Genomic DNA, 14,877 nt, shown 5'->3' with positions numbered 1-14,877 from the left:
CGCCATCGCCTGGCCCTTGCGCAGAAGATGCGGCGGAAACGGGATTCTGGCAAGTGAAATCTTGCCTGCCGCCTGCCGCATCCTTGTCTGGCCTACTTGTCCGGTCAGCCGGCCGGACAAGAGGTCTCAATTCACGATCAGCATCACCAGATCGCTTTCCGGGTCCGCCAGCGGCTCGATCACATTGAAATGATGCTTGCCAAAGGCGATCACGTGATCAGCCTCCCAGGCCTCCACCAGCCAGACCGCCTGATCCAGAAACGCCGGGCGTTCCTCGCCGCCGACCCAGACCGTCACGTCTGCAGGGTAGCGGTCCTGCATGTCCACCGGGCTTTCGGCAATCGCAGCCGCGGAATCCATCTGGAACTTCTGGTTCATCGTGGTGCGCAGCAAGGGGCGTAAATCCGACAACGGCGAAATCGGAATCACCGTCTTGATCCGCGCACCCACATCTGCCGGCAGCAGCACGCGGTCCAGCATCCGCGCCACCAGATGGCCGCCCGCCGAATGGCCCGCCAGCGCAATCGGCCCCGCAACCTCTTCCGCAATCCGGGTCACCGCCGCAGCAATCTGCCGGGTGATATCCGCAATCCGCACCTCGGGGCACAGATCATACGACGGCATCGCCACCGCCCAGCCATGCGCCATCGCACCACGGGCCAGATGCGACCAGGTGCTTTTGTCGAAGGCCAGCCAATACCCGCCATGGACAAAGACAAAGACCCCCTTGGGCGTTCCTTCCGGCAGGAACAGGTCGAACCGCTGCCGCGCGCCCTCGCCATAGGGGAGGTCCAGCCGGGCGCGCTCATGCAGGCTGTTGCGGAAATCCTCAGCCGAGGCCGCCCAGCGCGGCGGGTAGCTGTCCGCATTTTCGATATATGCCCCGTTGGCATAGGCATCATCCAATTCCATGCCCGATCTCCCCTGTTTTTATTCTTTGCGGCTACCTGACAGTCTGACACAGGACATGTCAAATTGCCCGTCTGAAAAACTCCAGCTGCACCCCGCGGCGTAGGATTTGATCAAATTCTGGACTCATCGATGATTCTGGACTTATTTAAGCACAGCTGATTTGCATTCCAGCGACAAAACATCCGGGAGGCCCGCAATGCTCGACGCAACCACAGACCTGAAATCCCTGCTCAAAGATCCCAGCCTGCTGGAAACCCGCGGCTATATCGGCGGTCAATTCGCTGAAGGCGAAAGCACCTTTGACGTGAAAAATCCGGCCCGCGGCGACGTGATTGCAAGGATGGCCGATATCAGCCGCGCCCAGGTGGCAGGCGCCATCGCCCAGGCCGAAGCCGCGCAAAAAGACTGGGCTAAATGGACCGGCAAGGAACGCGCCAACTGTTTGCGCAAGTGGTACGACCTGATGATGGAAAACCAGGAAGACCTGGCGGTGATCCTGACCGCCGAGATGGGCAAGCCGCTGGCGGAATCCCGCGGCGAGATCGCCTATGGCGCGTCATTCATTGAGTTTTTCGCGGAAGAGGCCAAGCGGATCTACGGCGAGACCATTCCCGGCCATCAGCGCGACAAACGGATCACCGTGCTGAAGCAGCCGATCGGTGTGGCCGCCTCGATCACGCCGTGGAACTTCCCCAATGCGATGATCACCCGCAAGGCCGGCCCGGCGCTGGCCGCAGGCTGTGCCTTTGTCGCCCGCCCCGCCGCCGAAACCCCGCTGTCGGCCACCGTTCTGGCGGTGCTGGCGGATCGCGCAGGCATTCCGGCGGGCGTGTTCAACGTCGTGCCGTCGTCGCGCGCCTCGGAGATCGGCAAGGAGTTCTGCGAGAACGACGCCGTGCGCAAGCTGACCTTTACCGGCTCGACTGAGGTTGGCCGCATCCTGATGCGCCAGGCCGCGGACACCGTGATGAAATGCTCGATGGAGCTGGGCGGCAATGCGCCGTTCATCGTGTTTGACGACGCTGATCTGGACGCAGCGGTCGAAGGCGCCATCATGTGCAAGTTCCGCAACAACGGCCAGACCTGCGTCTGCGCCAACCGGATCTATGTGCAGGCCGGCGTTTACGATGCTTTTGCGGAGAAGCTGAAAGCCGCGGTCGAGAAGATGAACGTCGGCGACGGCCTTAACGACGGCATCCATTTCGGCCCGCTGATAAACAAGGAAGCGGTTGAGAAGGTGCAGGAGCATATTGCCGACGCAACCGCCAAAGGCGGCAAAGTGATCCTGGGCGGCAACCCGTCGGAACTGGGCGGCAGCTTCTTTCAGCCGACCATCGTCAAGGGCGCAACCCGCGACATGGCATTCGCCACGGATGAAACCTTTGGCCCGCTCGCTCCGCTGTTCAAGTTTGAGGACGAGGACGAGGTGATCGCGATGGCCAATGACACCATCTTTGGCCTGGCATCCTATTTCTATGCCAAGGATCTGAGCCGCGTGTACAAGGTCGCCGAGGCGCTGGAATACGGGATTGTGGGTGTGAACACCGGCATCATTTCCACCGAGGTGGCCCCGTTCGGCGGCGTAAAGCAATCGGGCCTGGGCCGCGAAGGCAGCCACCACGGCATCGAGGATTACCTGGAGATGAAATACATCTGCATGGCAGTCTGACCCGGCTGGCGGTCAGCACCAGGGCAGTATCGTGTCAGTGCCGGGTCAGCGTCCCGGCCACCTGACTGATGGCGCTGGCCCAGGCGGTTTCCGTCTTTGTGTCCAGCGCCGGGCCTAAAACATCGCGCAAAGCGGCAATCAGCGCCCGCTTTGCCGCCTCGCTCTCCCGCGCGCCAAGCTGCAGATGCGCATGCGCCTGAAGCAGCTGCGCGCCCAGGTCTTCCAATGTGCGCGGATCGTCCAGATTGCGCACGCAGGCGGCAATCATCGCTGTCAGCATTGCCTTCTGCTTCACAAAATTTCCACGGAACATGCCGCGTGCTTCTGGCAGGCGGGTGAACAGATGCACATAAAAACGCTCAGCCAGATCCGCCTTGCGGGCAAAGATCCCGGCAAAGCTTTGCTGAACATGCTGGATTTCCTGAGGGTTCATCAATCCGCCTTTGCGCTGCGGCACCAATTACTCTGCCTCCGATCCTGCCTCCCAATACCTAAAGAAACATTTACGCCTTCAACCATACCCGCAGCTGTCCCCGCGGGGACAACCCGGTGAAACGAAAAAACCCCCTGGCAGAACCAGGGGGCTGAAGCACTCGAACCTTGATCGCGGGATCAGTTGACCGCCGTGGCCTCGATCTCGGCGCGGTTCGGGCGGGAGGAGGAGATTTCGATCCGGCGCGGTTTCAGCGCCTCGGGCACTTCGCGGTGCAGATCGATATGCAGCATACCGTTTTCATGGCTGGCACCGGTCACGCGGACATGGTCGGCCAAGGTGAAACGGCGCTCAAAGGCGCGGGTGGCAATGCCCCGGTGCAGGAAGGAGCGGTCATCGCCGTCCTCGGCCTTTTTGGCGGTCACCACCAACGCGTTTTCCTTAACCTCGACATTCAGATCGTCTTCGGCAAAACCGGCAACCGCGATCGAAATGCGATAGCTGTCGGCGTCGGTCTTTTCGATATTATAGGGCGGGTAGCTGGACTGGGCGGCATCCGCGCTAAGGGCGCGGTCCATCAGGCTGGCGATCTGGTCGAAACCGATGGTGGCGCGGTGCAGCGGTGCAAAATCAAACGTACGCATAGTGTCATCCTCATTCATGAGCGATTTCAGGGCGCCTTCCCCGCAGGGACAGGCTGGTCTTTTCCGGGCCCCAATCAGCGGCGGCCCGGATAGACCTGAGATAGGAACGCAAAATGCGGCTTCAAGAGGGGGATCAGTCGCCCACGGTCACAAACTTCGCGCCGCCCGCCGACGCGCCGCCGCCTACCCGGACGCGCTTGATCCGCCGGTCGGGCGCGGCCACCGGATTGCGGCGCAGCTGCGCCTTCAGTTCCGCCACCCGTTGCGGCAGTTTCATGCCGAACGCCACCTGCTTGCCGCGGAAATTGCCGCCGCCCGAGACCAGCGCCAGGATTCGCCCGCGCCCGCCCACTTGCGAAAACACCGGCGCCCCGGAAGAGCCGAAAGTGACATTGCAGTCGATCATCAGCACGTCACCGCTTTCCCCCATCAGGTTGCACTGGCGTTGCCGCGACAGCGCCTCGGCGCGGCCCTGCCCATAAGATGTGACAGAGATATCGCTGCCGTATTCGCGTCCCGAATGCAGCGCAAAAGCATCTGCCTGACCGCTGAGCACCGGTGCAGTCAACCGGATCAGCGCCACGTCGTGACGGATGTTATTCGAATCAAGCCGTCCCCGCGGGTTGAACCCCGGATGCGCGGCGATCTGCAGCCCCCGGCGTTCGGCTATGGCTGTCCCGTCGCGCAAACCCGCGCGGAAGGTGATCTGCTCAGCCGCGCGCAAATTCCTGTTGCGGTCATAGACGCAATGCGCTGCGGTCAGCACCAGTTCCGGTGCGATCAGCGTGCCGGTGCAAAAGCCCTGGCCGTTCAGCTCAAGCCGCCCGACGGCCTCCCAGCCCAGCAGGTCATCGCGGTCAGTCAGCCGCCGCAGACCGGCGCCCTGGGCCGTTGCCTGCCCAGCGTACGCCAGGGTGGCAACAGCCAGCATCAGTGCCCGCCAATTCATTGGCTGATGAACTTCGCACCTGAGGAGCTGCGCCCCTCCCCCACCTTCACCCGGCCAACACCAGGCGGCAGGCGGCCACGGGTATTCACACCCGTCAGCTGCGCCTGCAGCAGGGTCAGTTCCTCGGCCAGGGCAGAACCAAGCGAGACCCGCTCGCCGCTGACTTCGGCCTTGGCGGAGATCACCGAGACAATCCGCGGAGTGCCGCCCTCAAAGGAGAATACCGGAGCGCCGGAGGAGCCGAAATCGACGTCGCAGGACATCACCAGCACGCCCTGCTGGCGCGCCATCACCGCGCAGACCTCTTGCAGCGACGGCGCCTCGGACCGGTCATGCGCATAAGAAACCACACCGATGCTGGCCCCCTTGCGCGGGCGCTCGTCGGTTTCAAAGGGTGTCACGGTGGTGTTGCGGATCGGGCGCTGCAATTGCAGCAGGGCAATGTCGTTGCGGACCCGGTCGGTCGACAGTTCGCCGTCATAGACATAGGAGGGATGTTCAACCGCCCGCCGCACGCTGCGGTAAGCCGAGGCGCGCCCGTTGCGCCAGCCGGCCAGGAATTCGATGGTGGCAGGGTCGATGCGCGCCTTGGTCTGGCTGTCATAAAGGCAATGGGCGGCGGTCAGCACCAGATCCGGCGCAATCAGCGCGCCGGTGCAAAACCCCTCGCCGTTCACATCAAGACGCCCGACCGCTTCCCATTTGCGGCCCGCATCCATTGTGTCCATCCGCTGCAAAAGGCTGTCCTGCGCCATCGCCGCCGCCGGCAGCACGGCTGCCAGAACCGCCAGAATCCATTGCCTCACATGTCTCTCCTCTTATCCACCGGTTGGGAGACTACGGGTCCGTTCAGGCAAAATTAGGGCAAATGCGCAGTTTATGCAGCCCGATTCCTTTTGCGCGCTTTAACGCAGGACCGGCACCCCCGGCGCGCGTTTGCCCGGCGCCGTCAGCGCGGGCGGCTGCGGCCCGCCAGTTGCCCAGTCCAGCAGCTCCACCGTGTGCACAATGGGCAGTTCTGTGCCGGAACCGATCTGCATCATGCAGCCGATATTGCCCGCGGCGATCAGATCGGGCTGCTTGGCTTCCAGCGTCTTGACCTTGCGGGCCTTCAGTTCGGTGGAAATCTCCGGCTGCATCAGGTTGTAGGTGCCGGCCGATCCGCAGCACAGATGGCTGTCTGCGGGTTCCACCACCGTGAACCCTGCACGCCTCAAGAGCGTCTTGGGGTGTGTCTTGATCTGCTGGCCATGCTGCAGCGAACAGGCGGCGTGGTAGGCGACGGTCAGCCCCTTATCCGCACCCTCAGGGAACTCCAGCTGCATCAGCAGTTCAGAGATATCCATGGTGCGTTCCGACACCCGCGCAGCATCCGCGGCCAGCGGATCATTGCGGAACATATGGCCGTAATCCTTGACCGTGGTGCCGCAGCCCGAGGTGTTGATGACAATGGCATCCAGCCCCTGCCCGTCCATCTCCGCACCCCAGGCGCGGATGTTCTTTGCTGCGGTGGCGTGGCTTTCGTCCTCGCGCCCCATGTGATGGGTCAGCGCGCCGCAGCAGCCCGCGCCTTTGGCCACCACCACCTCGCAGCCCAGCCGGGTCAGCAGCCGGATGGTGGCGTCGTTTATATCGGTGTTCAGCGCCTTTTGCGCGCAGCCGGTCATCAGCGCCACCCGTTTCTTGCGGACTGCAGCAGCGGCAAAGCTTTGCGGATCGTCGTTGCGGCTGACCGGCGGGATGTGCCCCGGCGCCATATCCAGCATCGCCCTGAGCCGTGCGTCCGGCATCAGCCCCTTCAAGGGTTTCGCCAGTTTCGCGCCAAACAGCGCCAGGCGGAACCGGCCCGGATAAGGCAGGATCCGGGCCAGCAGCCAGCGCAGGGCGCGGTCGCTCCAGGGCCGGTCATAGTGTTTTTCGATATAGGCGCGGGCGTGGTCGACCAGATGCATGTAATGCACGCCCGAGGGACAGGTGGTCATGCAGGCCAGGCACGACAGGCAGCGGTCGATGTGCTTGACCGTCTTTTCGTCCGGCACCCGTGCGTTCTCCAGCATATCCTTGATCAGGTAAATGCGGCCGCGCGGGCTGTCGAGCTCATCACCCAGCACCTGATATGTCGGGCAGGTCGCCGTGCAAAATCCGCAATGCACACAAGAGCGCAGGATCTCGTTGGCGCGCCGGGTGCCCGGATCCTGCAGCTGCGCATCGGTAAAGGTGGTCTGCATGTGCTTATCCCATCAGTCCGGGGTTGAGGAGTTCCTTCGGGTCGAACTGGCGCCGCAGCCCTTCGGAGATTGCCGCGAGGGGGCCGGGCTGCGGCTGGAACACGCCAAGCCGCTTGCGGGTGTCCGCGCAGGCCCGCACCAGCGTGGCATGGCCCGGCACGCCGATGCGCGCGCGCAGATCGGTGCCCGCAGGCACCAGTGCCCAAATCAGCCCGCCGCCCCAGTCGAACTGCAGCACCTCGGCCTGCAGCCGCGGTGCCAGCGCAACGGCATCGGAGGGTCTCACCGAAATCCGCCAAACATCGCCTGCCCGCCCGTGAAAGCCCGCGCCATCGCGGATGCCTTGCCACAGGCCGGCGTCCTCGCTTTCGATCTGCGGACTGCCAAAGCCACCCAATTCCGATACCAGCTTGCGGCACCGGTAGGCCGCTGAGTCCGCAAACCCCTCGACCCGGACAAAGGCGGTTTGCTTCTCCGGATCATAGGCCGCGCCGGTCACGTCATAGGGGGACCCCAACGCCGCGGACATCGCCGCCACCGCGGCAGCCAGATCAGCGCCCTCAATGGCAACTGTTGCCGACGCCTCGGCGCGCGGCAGCACCTTCATCGACACCTCGCTCAGCACTCCCAGGGTGCCATGGGCGCCGCACATCAGTTTCACCAGATCATAGCCGGTGACATTCTTCATCACCCGGCCGCCGTTCTTCACCGCTTGGCCGGAACCATCCACAAAGCGCACTCCCAGCAAGTGGTCCCGCGCCGCCCCCGACTGGATGCGGCGGGGACCGGAGACGCCTGCGGCAATCACCCCGCCAATGGTCGGCTCGCCCTCGGTGCCCAGCAGCCCGCGATGATCCATCGGCTCAAACGCCAGCTGCTGATTTTCCGCGGCCAGCAGTGCCTCGACCTCAGCCACCGGCGTGCCCGCCCGGACCACAAGCGTCAGCGCGCCGGGTTCATAAAGCTCCACGCCGGACAGGCCTCTGGTACTCAGCCCTTCGCCGTCAATGGCCAGCCCGCGGGTGCCGCCGCCCTGGACGCACAGCGGTCCGCTTGCTCCTGCTAGCATTTCGGCCAGTTCGGCCTCGCTCTGAGGTGTCAGCATCTTCATCTTTCCAAAAAATACTCTGGGGTTTGGGGCAAAGCCCCAATCATTCAGCCGCCTATGCCGCCGCCCGGCGGCCCTCGCTCACCGATAGCGGAAACACCTTGGCCGGGTTGAGCAGCCACTTCGGGTCGAACACATCCTTGACCTTCAACTGCGCCTCAAGGTCCGCCGCCGTGTACTGATGCAGCATCAGATCGCGTTTTTCGATCCCGACCCCGTGCTCACCGGTCAAACAGCCGCCGGCCTCGACACAGAGTTTCAGGATCTCTGCCCCGAAAGCCTCGCAGGTTTCCAGATCGCCGGGCTTGTTGGCATCAAACAGGATCAGCGGGTGCATGTTGCCGTCCCCGGCATGGAACACATTCGCCACATCCAATCCGAACTCCCGGCTCATCTCAGCAATGCGACGCAGCACAAACGGCAGCGAGGACACCGGGATAGTGCCATCGAGACACATGTAGTCGTTGATCTGCCCCATCGCGCCAAAGGCCGACTTGCGGCCCAGCCAGATCCGGCCGGCCTCTTCCGCATCGCCGGCCTCGCGCAGCTCCACCGGATTGTGGGACCGGGCGATTTCAGTTATCAGCCCCAGCTGGTGATCAATTTCCTCGGGACTGCCCTCGACCTCGACGATCAGCAGCGCTTCGCACATCGGGTAACCAGCCTTGGCAAAGGCCTCGCAGGCCTCGATACAGGGGCGGTCCATGAATTCGATCGCCACCGGCAAGACACCCGCCTTGATGATGTCCGAGACACAGGCACCGGCCACCTCATTGCTGTCATACCCGATCAGCACCGGCCGCGCGCCTTCGGGCTTGCGCAGGATCCGCAGGGTGGCCTCTGTCACCACGCCCAGCTGGCCTTCGCTGCCGCAAATCACACCCAGGAGATCCAGCCCGCCTGCATCCAGATGCTCTCCGCCGATCTCCACCACGGTGCCGTCCATCATCACCATGGTGACGCCCAGCAGGTTGTTCGTCGTCACGCCATACTTAAGGCAATGCGCCCCACCCGAGTTCATTGCGATATTACCGGCAATGGCACAGGCCAGCTGCGAGGACGGGTCGGGCGCATAGAAGAAGTCCTCCTCCTCCACCGCGCCGGAAACACTCAGGTTGGTGCGCCCAGTCTGAACCCGGATGATGCGGTTGCCGTAATCGGTTTCCAGAACCCCGTTCATCCGCGCCACGCCAAGGATGACGCAATCCGCCGTCGGCAGCGCCCCGCCCGCCAGCGACGTGCCAGCACCGCGCGGCACTACCGGCACGCCTTCCGCGTGGCAGATCCGCAGAATGTCCGAGACCTCCTGCGTGCTCCGCGGCAGCACCGCCAGCAGCGGCGGGCATTTATAGGCCGTCAGCGCGTCGCATTCATAAGCGCGGGTCTCTGCCGCGTCCTGGATCACCGCATCATCAGGCAGCACAGCCAGCAGCCGCTCGGCAAGCCGCGCTTTGCGGGCCAGAATGGCGGGGTTCGGGGGTGGCATCTCCATGGCGCTCTCCTATTTGGTAAAGTAATATTACCAATTACGCCACCTGGCAAGAGACGGATTGCCGCGCCAGGATCAGCCCCCTAGTGTCGGGCCATGATCTGGACCACCCGCCTTGCGCAATTCTCCCTGTTCGACCTTGCCGCTCTCGCCCTGCTGATTGCAGGCTGGCTGTGGATCGGCTGGCGGATCGAGAACCCGCCTGCGGGGCGGCCCTCGGTGTCCTGGCTGATGGCGGATTTCCGGCGCGACTGGATGAAACAGATGGTCGAACGCGATCCGCGGATCTTTGATGCGCAGCTGGCGGGCAACCTGCGCCAGGCCACGGCCTTCTTTGCCTCCGCCGCGATGATAGCGATTGGCGGCGGGCTGGCCCTGATCGGCAATACCGAGCAGCTTGCCGGAGTGGCCGAAGACCTGATCCAGGACAGCGCCCCGGCCTTTGTCTGGGAGGTTAAGATCCTGGTGGTGCTGCTGTTTCTATCAAATGCGTTTTTGAAATTTGTCTGGTCACACCGGCTGTTCGGCTATTGTGCGGTGCTGATGGCCGCAGTGCCGAATGACCGCAAGGATCCGCTTGCCTACCCCCGCGCCGCGCAGGCCGCCGAAATCAGCATCACCGCCGCGCGCAGCTTCAACCGCGGCATGCGGGCGACGTATTTTGCGCTGGCTGCCGTGGCCTGGCTGGCGGGCGCGCTGCCGCTGGCAGGCGCCGCGGTGATCACCTTTGCGGTGCTGTACCGGCGGGAATTTGCCTCGCACTCCCGCACAATCCTGCTGCGCATCCCGCCAATCAGCAAAGGGGACACAGTTTCGTGACTGCACCTCTTCCGGGCGCGCGGCTAAGGTAGCGCCATGAAACAGACCCTTGCCGTCTTCGTACTCTGCTCCATCGCGATTCCTGCCCTTGCGGAAGAGCCGGTGATCGAAAATGCAACAGCCCGTCAATCCGGCGGCGGCTGGACGGTCAGCGTCACTCTTTCCCACCCCGATACCGGTTGGGGTCATTATGCCGACGGATGGCGGGTGCTGGACATGGCGGGCAAGGAGCTGGGCCTGCGCGTGCTGGCGCATCCGCATGAACACGAACAGCCTTTTACCCGGTCTCTCAGCGGTGTGCAGGTCCCGGATGGCACTACCCAAGTTCAAATTCAGGCCCGCTGCCTGGTGGACGGGTGGAGCCAGGACACATACGTCCTCACCCTGCCCTGATCTTCATCTTTCTGAAAATACTCGCGCCGCAGGCGCATTCAGACCCTATGGTACGGGCTGCCCGCCAGGATGGTTGCTGCGCGGTAGATCTGCTCGGCCAGCATCACCCGCACCAGCATATGCGGCCAGACCATCTTGCCAAAGGAGATCGAGAAATCGGCCTCGGCCCGCAAGCCGGGATCAATCCCGTCTGCCCCGCCGATAATCAGCGCCAGGTCCTGACGGCCACTGTCGCGCCAGCCTGCCAGCCTGTCCGCAAAATCCGGGGAAGAGATCACCTTGCCGCGCTCATCCAGGGTGCAGATCACCGCGCCCTTAGGCAAGGCCTTGCGCAGCAATGCTGCCTCAGCCGCCATGCCGCCATTCTTCTTGTCCTCAATCTCAACCACCCGCGCAGGCCCCAGGCCCAGCGCGCGGCCGGTCCGGTCAAACCGGGCAATATAGTCGTCGATGAGGGATTTTTCAGGGCCAGCCCGCAACCGGCCGGCCGCGCAGATATGCAGTCGCATGAAATTCCAAAAGCAATCCGGCCCGCACCCAGGCGCGGGCCTGCATCAAATCAGCCTTGGATCAGCCCTCGGCAGCCGGGGTTGACGGGGCTGCCGCAGTGCCTGTGGGCATCCACATCTTCTCGAGCTGATAAAACTCGCGCACTTCCGGGCGGAAGATATGGACAATCACATCACCGGTGTCGATCAGCACCCAGTCGCCGGTATCCTTGCCTTCGACCTTGCAGCCAAGCTGGTATTCCTGTTTGAGCCGGTCGGTCAGCTTTTCAGCCATGGCGGCAACCTGGCGGGTGGAGCGGCCCGAGGCCAGCACCATGTAATCGCCGATCGCCGTCTTGCCGCGCAGGTCGATCTGCACCACATCTTCGGCTTTGTCATCGCTGAGTGAGGAGAGAATCCGCTCCAGCAGCTGTTCGCTGGTGGGCTGGGACTGGGAAGCCATCACGGCTGCCCCATTGACAGCGGCATCCGCCGCTTGAGGTACGGGTGACAGGACAGAGTCCTCCTTGCAACGCGCCGCCAAGCCCCGGCGCCGGGCCTATTAATAATGTAGCAACCAGATGGTGAATTTTCAATGAAACCCCGCTCCGGCGATGCAAGCCCTGTGCTTTATCCCTCATTTCCGGCAGGTGCAACCCTGACCGGCAGCGGGTCGTTCAGCATCCGCACTTCCCGCTGCGGGAAGGGGATCGAGATATCTTCGGCCTGGAACGCATCCCACAGCGCCAGATAGACATTGCCGCGGATATTGGTGAGGCCGCCAGTGGGATCGTCGATCCAGATTCTGAGAACATAATCAACGCTGCTGTCGCCAAAACCGGTGATATGGCAGACCGGCTTCTTGCCGCCTGCGCTCAGCACTCTGTTCACTCCCAAGGCCGCCTCTATCGCGATCTTGCGCACCTTGTGCGGGTCGTCGCCGTAACTGGTGCCGAACGTCAGATCCAGCCGCACGAATTTATCGGAATGCGACCAGTTCACCACCTGCGACGTGATCAGGTCCTCATTAGGAATCAGGTATTCCCGCCCGTCGCGGGTCACGACCGAGACATAGCGCGCACCCAGCGCGTTGATCCAGCCGAAGGTATCGCCGAGACTGATCACATCGCCCGGTTTGATTGACTTGTCCAACAGGATGATCAGGCCCGACACCAGATTCGACACCACTTTTTGCAGGCCGAAACCAAGACCCACACCGATGGCGCCGGACAGCACTGCCAGCCCGGTCAGGTCGATGCCGATGGCCTTAAGGCCAATGAAGAACGCACCGCCGAACAGCAGGATCTGCGCCATCTTGGCGCCCAGCACCTGCATTGACGGGGAGATATCGGCGTTGCCGCGGATACGGTTGGCCGCCACCGATGAAATCACCCGCGCCAGCGTCAGCATGACGCCAAGAATGACCGCCGCCTGAACCACCAGATAGAGCGAGATCCTAAGGTCGCCGAATTCGATGGCGACGCCGTCCAGCAGATGAATTGCCTCTTGAGTGATGCCCAGAATACGCAGGGTGATCCAGGTCCAGGCGCCGTATTTCACCAGGTTCCGCAGCAAGGGATTGCCGACCAGTCTGGTCGCAAATGAGACAATCAGCCAGGCCAGCGACAGGTTGCCGATCAGCTCCAGCAGCCGCGAGCGGCTGGGCCAGGTCGCCTCCTGCATGATCAGCACCACCAGCCAGATCAGCAGCACAAACAGGATGCCGCGGATCCGTTTGTGCAGCACCAGCCCCACCCGCATCCGCCAGCGCGGCCAGCCCTCGCGCCCGCGCAGCCAGTCATGGAACGCGCTGCCCAACGGCTTGGCGATCAGGGCAGCCAGCACGAACACCGCCAGTGCAATGCCAACCTGATAGGCGTTCCAAGGCCTTAGCAGAAGCTCGCCCCCTTGCATCAGCAAGTCCCAGATCTGCTGCCCGAATTCCAGCGCGTCGGCGGTGCTTTCCGCGATTGCGTCCTTTGGCAGGGTCTGCTCTTCCGGCTCCATCACGCCCCCTTTTTTCCGCCAGTGTGCCGCTCCTGAATGCTTTGATCAAGATGAGACAAGGGCGGCGCCCGGCCGTGGGCAGACGGCACGGCGGTTTGATGTCTCTGCCGCCTGCATCACCCCGGCGTTAGAACGAATCTTGATTGCCGGCCCTTGCGGATGTATCTGACAGCCATGACCCTCGTATTGGCGCAAAAGATAGAACTGCAAGACCGCGCACGGCTGCGCGAACGGTTCTATGGCGCCGCCCGCACGGTCCTGGCGCGCCTATAAGGCCGTTGCCCAGCCCAAAGCCAGCATACCCAAATACATACGGGAGTGGACCCATGTCCCCCAAAACACTCTATGACAAAATCTGGGATGCGCATGTTGCGCATGAAGCCGAGGATGGCACCAGCCTGCTTTATATCGACCGCCACCTGGTCCACGAAGTGACCAGCCCGCAGGCGTTCGAAGGCCTGCGCATGGCCGGCCGCGGCGTACATGCCCCGGATAAAACCATCGCGGTGCCGGACCACAACGTGCCGACCACGCTCGACCGTGCCAAAGGCATCGAGAACGAGGAAAGCCGCATCCAGGTTGAGGCGCTCGACAAGAACGCCCGCGAATTCGGCGTGCATTACTACCCGGTAGATGACGTCCGCCAGGGCATTGTGCATATCGTTGGCCCGGAACAGGGCTGGACCCTGCCCGGCATGACCGTGGTCTGCGGTGACAGCCACACTGCCACCCACGGCGCCTTTGGCGCGCTGGCGCATGGCATCGGCACCTCCGAGGTCGAGCACGTGCTGGCCACCCAGACGCTGATTCAGAAAAAGTCCAAGAACATGAAGGTGGAGATCACCGGCAAGCTGAAGCCGGGCGTGACCGCCAAGGACATCACTCTGGCTGTGATCGGCGAGACCGGCACCGCCGGCGGCACCGGCTATGTGATTGAGTATTGCGGCGAAGCAATCCGGGATCTGTCGATGGAAGGCCGCATGACGGTCTGCAACATGGCGATCGAGGGCGGCGCCCGTGCCGGCCTGATCGCCCCGGACCAGACCACCTATGATTATGTCAAAGGCCGCCCGCACGCCCCCAAAGGCGCCCAATGGGAAGCCGCGCTGACCTGGTGGAAGACCCTGTTCACCGATGAAGGCGCCCATTTCGACAAGGTTGTCACCCTGAAGGGCGAAGACATCCAGCCGGTTGTGACCTGGGGCACCAGCCCTGAGGACGTGCTGCCGATCACCGGTGTGGTGCCCGCACCTGAGGATTTCACCGGCGGCAAGGTTGAGGCGGCCCGCCGTTCGATTGAATACATGGGGCTGACCCCCGGTCAGAAACTGACCGACATCGAGATCGACACCGTATTCATCGGTTCCTGCACCAACGGCCGCATCGAAGATCTGCGCGCCGTGGCCGAGGTGGTGAAGGGCAAGAAGATCAAGGACGGCATGCGCGCCATGATCGTTCCCGGATCCGGCCTGGTGCGTGCCCAGGCCGAAGAAGAAGGCCTGGCCGGGATCTTTGAGGCTGCCGGTTTCGAGTGGCGTCTTGCGGGTTGCTCCATGTGCCTGGCGATGAACCCTGACCAGTTGTCCGAGGGCGAGCGCTGCGCCGCAACCTCGAACCGGAACTTCGAGGGCCGTCAGGGCTACAAGGGCCGCACCCATCTGGTGTCGCCAGCCATGGCAGCCGCCGCTGCACTGACCGGCAAGCTGACCGATGTGCGTGAGCTGATCTGAGCCTAAGG

Annotated in this window: 16 protein-coding genes; 5 read left to right on the top strand and 11 right to left on the bottom strand. The window is 63.1% G+C overall.

Annotated elements, in window-relative coordinates; all coding sequences use genetic code 11:
• Nucleotides 1-126 precede the first annotated feature (126 nt).
• A complete protein-coding gene (locus ETW23_RS01995; protein WP_134828953.1) occupies nucleotides 127-912 on the bottom strand; it encodes an alpha/beta hydrolase in 786 nt (261 codons plus the stop codon).
• Between the two features lie 196 nt (nucleotides 913-1,108).
• Here ETW23_RS01995 and ETW23_RS01990 point away from each other — a divergent pair, with 196 nt between their 5' ends.
• The gene (locus ETW23_RS01990; protein ID WP_134828952.1) at nucleotides 1,109-2,581 is read left to right on the top strand and encodes an NAD-dependent succinate-semialdehyde dehydrogenase; all 1,473 of its coding nucleotides are present in this window, start codon (nucleotides 1,109-1,111) and stop codon (nucleotides 2,579-2,581) included.
• 34 nt (nucleotides 2,582-2,615) lie between these two features.
• Here ETW23_RS01990 and ETW23_RS01985 read toward each other — a convergent pair whose 3' ends face one another.
• The 7 genes from ETW23_RS01985 to ETW23_RS01955 all read right to left on the bottom strand — a co-directional run bounded on the left by ETW23_RS01985 (nucleotide 2,616) and on the right by ETW23_RS01955 (nucleotide 9,435).
• Nucleotides 2,616-3,014 carry a globin domain-containing protein gene (locus ETW23_RS01985; protein ID WP_129372144.1) on the bottom strand — a complete coding sequence of 133 codons (399 nt, stop codon included), beginning with the start codon at nucleotides 3,012-3,014 and terminating at the stop codon, nucleotides 2,616-2,618.
• Between the two features lie 179 nt (nucleotides 3,015-3,193).
• Nucleotides 3,194-3,658: an Hsp20 family protein gene (locus ETW23_RS01980; RefSeq protein WP_129372145.1), complete on the bottom strand. Its 465-nt coding sequence runs from the start codon at nucleotides 3,656-3,658 to the stop codon at nucleotides 3,194-3,196.
• A 133-nt stretch (nucleotides 3,659-3,791) separates the two neighbouring features.
• Entirely contained in the window at nucleotides 3,792-4,607 is an 816-nt protein-coding gene (locus ETW23_RS01975; protein WP_134828951.1) for a serine protease, read from the bottom strand.
• Nucleotides 4,604-5,362, bottom strand: a complete 759-nt coding sequence (locus tag ETW23_RS01970; protein ID WP_247676900.1) for a serine protease — start codon at nucleotides 5,360-5,362, stop codon at nucleotides 4,604-4,606. Before ETW23_RS01970 ends, ETW23_RS01975 begins: the two co-directional genes overlap by 4 nt.
• Nucleotides 5,363-5,512: 150 nt before the next feature.
• The gene (glcF, locus tag ETW23_RS01965; protein ID WP_134828949.1) at nucleotides 5,513-6,835 is read right to left on the bottom strand and encodes a glycolate oxidase subunit GlcF; all 1,323 of its coding nucleotides are present in this window, start codon (nucleotides 6,833-6,835) and stop codon (nucleotides 5,513-5,515) included.
• A 4-nt stretch (nucleotides 6,836-6,839) separates the two neighbouring features.
• Nucleotides 6,840-7,946, bottom strand: coding sequence for an FAD-binding protein (locus tag ETW23_RS01960; RefSeq protein WP_167738056.1), 1,107 nt, complete (start codon nucleotides 7,944-7,946; stop codon nucleotides 6,840-6,842).
• A gap of 52 nt (nucleotides 7,947-7,998) precedes the next feature.
• Nucleotides 7,999-9,435, bottom strand: coding sequence for an FAD-linked oxidase C-terminal domain-containing protein (locus ETW23_RS01955; protein ID WP_134828947.1), 1,437 nt, complete (start codon nucleotides 9,433-9,435; stop codon nucleotides 7,999-8,001).
• A gap of 93 nt (nucleotides 9,436-9,528) precedes the next feature.
• Between ETW23_RS01955 and ETW23_RS01950 the strand changes: the two genes are divergently transcribed.
• The gene (locus ETW23_RS01950) at nucleotides 9,529-10,251 is read left to right on the top strand and encodes a DUF599 domain-containing protein (protein ID WP_129372151.1); all 723 of its coding nucleotides are present in this window, start codon (nucleotides 9,529-9,531) and stop codon (nucleotides 10,249-10,251) included.
• Nucleotides 10,252-10,287: 36 nt separating this feature from the next.
• Nucleotides 10,288-10,644, top strand: a complete 357-nt coding sequence (locus ETW23_RS01945) for a hypothetical protein (protein ID WP_134828946.1) — start codon at nucleotides 10,288-10,290, stop codon at nucleotides 10,642-10,644.
• Between the two features lie 38 nt (nucleotides 10,645-10,682).
• On the opposite strand, the gene rlmH is transcribed toward ETW23_RS01945, so the two are convergent.
• The 3 genes from rlmH to ETW23_RS01930 all read right to left on the bottom strand — a co-directional run bounded on the left by rlmH (nucleotide 10,683) and on the right by ETW23_RS01930 (nucleotide 13,139).
• Nucleotides 10,683-11,153 (bottom strand): 23S rRNA (pseudouridine(1915)-N(3))-methyltransferase RlmH, encoded by a 471-nt coding sequence (gene rlmH, locus ETW23_RS01940; protein ID WP_129372153.1) that lies wholly within the window; start codon nucleotides 11,151-11,153, stop codon nucleotides 10,683-10,685.
• 61 nt (nucleotides 11,154-11,214) lie between these two features.
• A complete protein-coding gene (rsfS, locus tag ETW23_RS01935; protein WP_129372154.1) occupies nucleotides 11,215-11,595 on the bottom strand; it encodes a ribosome silencing factor in 381 nt (126 codons plus the stop codon).
• 167 nt (nucleotides 11,596-11,762) lie between these two features.
• The gene (locus ETW23_RS01930) at nucleotides 11,763-13,139 is read right to left on the bottom strand and encodes a mechanosensitive ion channel family protein (RefSeq protein WP_134828945.1); all 1,377 of its coding nucleotides are present in this window, start codon (nucleotides 13,137-13,139) and stop codon (nucleotides 11,763-11,765) included.
• Between the two features lie 174 nt (nucleotides 13,140-13,313).
• Here ETW23_RS01930 and ETW23_RS01925 point away from each other — a divergent pair, with 174 nt between their 5' ends.
• Together ETW23_RS01925 and leuC are read left to right on the top strand one after the other, a co-directional pair.
• Entirely contained in the window at nucleotides 13,314-13,412 is a 99-nt protein-coding gene (locus ETW23_RS01925) for an isopropylmalate isomerase (RefSeq protein WP_245602898.1), read from the top strand.
• Nucleotides 13,413-13,465: 53 nt separating this feature from the next.
• Nucleotides 13,466-14,869: a 3-isopropylmalate dehydratase large subunit gene (gene leuC, locus ETW23_RS01920; protein ID WP_129372156.1), complete on the top strand. Its 1,404-nt coding sequence runs from the start codon at nucleotides 13,466-13,468 to the stop codon at nucleotides 14,867-14,869.
• Nucleotides 14,870-14,877 lie beyond the last annotated feature (8 nt).

The sequence above is a fragment of the Leisingera sp. NJS201 genome, assembly GCF_004535885.1.
GTDB lineage: Bacteria > Pseudomonadota > Alphaproteobacteria > Rhodobacterales > Rhodobacteraceae > Leisingera.
Note: the sequence above shows the minus strand (reverse complement) of the source record. Positions and strands in the feature narration are given on the sequence as shown.

Coding starts and splice junctions, on each gene's coding strand:
- ETW23_RS01995 (WP_134828953.1), bottom strand. CDS start 912: ATGGAATTGGATGATGCCTATGCCAACGGGGCATATATCGAAAATGCG.
- ETW23_RS01990 (WP_134828952.1), top strand. CDS start 1,109: ATGCTCGACGCAACCACAGACCTGAAATCCCTGCTCAAAGATCCCAGC.
- ETW23_RS01985 (WP_129372144.1), bottom strand. CDS start 3,014: ATGAACCCTCAGGAAATCCAGCATGTTCAGCAAAGCTTTGCCGGGATC.
- ETW23_RS01980 (WP_129372145.1), bottom strand. CDS start 3,658: ATGCGTACGTTTGATTTTGCACCGCTGCACCGCGCCACCATCGGTTTC.
- ETW23_RS01975 (WP_134828951.1), bottom strand. CDS start 4,607: ATGAATTGGCGGGCACTGATGCTGGCTGTTGCCACCCTGGCGTACGCT.
- ETW23_RS01970 (WP_247676900.1), bottom strand. CDS start 5,362: ATGGCGCAGGACAGCCTTTTGCAGCGGATGGACACAATGGATGCGGGC.
- glcF (WP_134828949.1), bottom strand. CDS start 6,835: ATGCAGACCACCTTTACCGATGCGCAGCTGCAGGATCCGGGCACCCGG.
- ETW23_RS01960 (WP_167738056.1), bottom strand. CDS start 7,946: ATGAAGATGCTGACACCTCAGAGCGAGGCCGAACTGGCCGAAATGCTA.
- ETW23_RS01955 (WP_134828947.1), bottom strand. CDS start 9,435: ATGGAGATGCCACCCCCGAACCCCGCCATTCTGGCCCGCAAAGCGCGG.
- ETW23_RS01950 (WP_129372151.1), top strand. CDS start 9,529: ATGATCTGGACCACCCGCCTTGCGCAATTCTCCCTGTTCGACCTTGCC.
- ETW23_RS01945 (WP_134828946.1), top strand. CDS start 10,288: ATGAAACAGACCCTTGCCGTCTTCGTACTCTGCTCCATCGCGATTCCT.
- rlmH (WP_129372153.1), bottom strand. CDS start 11,153: ATGCGACTGCATATCTGCGCGGCCGGCCGGTTGCGGGCTGGCCCTGAA.
- rsfS (WP_129372154.1), bottom strand. CDS start 11,595: ATGGCTTCCCAGTCCCAGCCCACCAGCGAACAGCTGCTGGAGCGGATT.
- ETW23_RS01930 (WP_134828945.1), bottom strand. CDS start 13,139: ATGGAGCCGGAAGAGCAGACCCTGCCAAAGGACGCAATCGCGGAAAGC.
- ETW23_RS01925 (WP_245602898.1), top strand. CDS start 13,314: ATGACCCTCGTATTGGCGCAAAAGATAGAACTGCAAGACCGCGCACGG.
- leuC (WP_129372156.1), top strand. CDS start 13,466: ATGTCCCCCAAAACACTCTATGACAAAATCTGGGATGCGCATGTTGCG.